Source organism: Arhodomonas sp. KWT (assembly GCF_010993615.1).
In genome coordinates this window covers 1-1,404 of the sequence record NZ_WNXE01000441.1, presented here as the reverse complement: position 1 = coordinate 1,404, position 1,404 = coordinate 1, and the positions used below count along the sequence as shown (strand labels likewise).

The window sequence follows — 1,404 nt, the reverse complement described above, 5'->3', positions numbered from 1 at the left end:
GCGACGTACCAGGTGTTCATCAGATACGGACGCTCGGTGTGTGCGTGCATCGCTCTCTCTCCTCTCTTCTCGGCTTTGGTTGACGCTTGCGGGCGCCGGCACGGCGGTGCCGGCTCAGAAGTCCAGGACCAGGCGCGGCGAGTGCGCCCGCGAGCAGCAGGGTGTAAACCAGCCCCCGCTCGCGCGCTCCTCGTCGCTGAAGTGCATGTCGCGATGGTCCGGCTCGCCGTCGAGCACCCGCATGGCGCAGGTCCCGCAGATACCCTGCTCGCAGGACAGCGGCACCTCGACGCCGCCGGCGGTGAGTGCCTCGACGACGGTCTCCTCCGGACCCACGTGGATCACGCGGCCGCTGCGGGCGAGCGCCACGTCGAAGCCGCCGTCCTCGGCGGCGGGGGCGGCGGCGCCGGCGAAGTGCTCCAGGTGGACGCGCGCCTCCGGCCAGCCCGCTTCGGCCGCCGCACCGGTAACGAAGCCCATGAAGCCCGCGGGGCCGCAGACGTACAGACGGGCCCCGTCGCCCACCCCCGCGAACAGCCGCGCCGGATCGAAGCGCTGGGCGGGGAGGCCGTCGTCGAAGTGGCTGTGCACGCGTGCGCCGAACGGGGCGCAGCGCAGGCGCTCGAGGAACGCCGCTCGAGCCGGCGTGCGTGCGCAGTAATGCAGCTCGAAGGAGGCACCACGCGCGTGGAGCTCGGCGGCCATACTCATCAGCGGCGTTACCCCGATGCCGCCGGCGACCAGCACCGTATGGGGCGCCTCCGCCAGCGGGAACTGATTGCGCGGACCACCGAGGCGGAGGCGCGCCCCCACCGTCAGGTGCTCGTGGGCGCACCGGGAGCCGCCGCGCCCGTCCGGCTCGAGCAGGATGCCGAGCTCGTACCGGGTACGCTCGTGAGGCGGATTGCAGAGGGAATACTGGCGTACGGTGCCGTTCGGCAGATGGACATCGACGTGCGCGCCGGCGGTGAACAGGGGCAGTTCGCCGCCGTCCGGTGCCTGCAGCTCCAGGTTGATAACGCCCTCGGCCGCCGCCTCACGGCGGGTCACCACCACGTCGAAGCCGTCTCCGCCGGCCGTTGCGTGCTCGTCGCTCATGGCTGACTCTCTCTCCTGTCCCCGCTGGTGCGGTGCCGATACCCGCGGTGCTCCAGGCACCCGCGTGGACGGCGTCCGCGTCGTTTGCCGCCCTTCATTGCAAGGGCCGGGCCAGGACGAGCTTTTTATCGATAACGTCCTCGTTACACGATTTTTTGGTAACTCATCGACATTAATATTGACGCGGCGGGCCGCCGCTGTTCAGTATTTGCGGAAAATCAAACGCCCGGGTTTCCGGATATCCCGCAACCCGGCAGGCGCGCATGGAGGCGCTGCAGGAGGAGTCCCATGACCGCCAGTCCGGAT

General features: G+C 69.9%; 1 protein-coding gene. It reads right to left on the bottom strand.

Going from position 1 to position 1,404, the window contains the following annotated elements; all coding sequences use genetic code 11:
- Positions 1-114: 114 nt before the first annotated feature.
- Entirely contained in the window at positions 115-1,098 is a 984-nt protein-coding gene (locus G7A99_RS19735) for a PDR/VanB family oxidoreductase (protein WP_163143444.1), read from the bottom strand.
- Positions 1,099-1,404: the final 306 nt, after the last annotated feature.

Bases quoted from the DNA above. Each gene is read 5' to 3' on its own strand.
- G7A99_RS19735 (WP_163143444.1), bottom strand. From the start codon at position 1,098: ATGAGCGACGAGCACGCAACGGCCGGCGGAGACGGCTTCGACGTGGTG.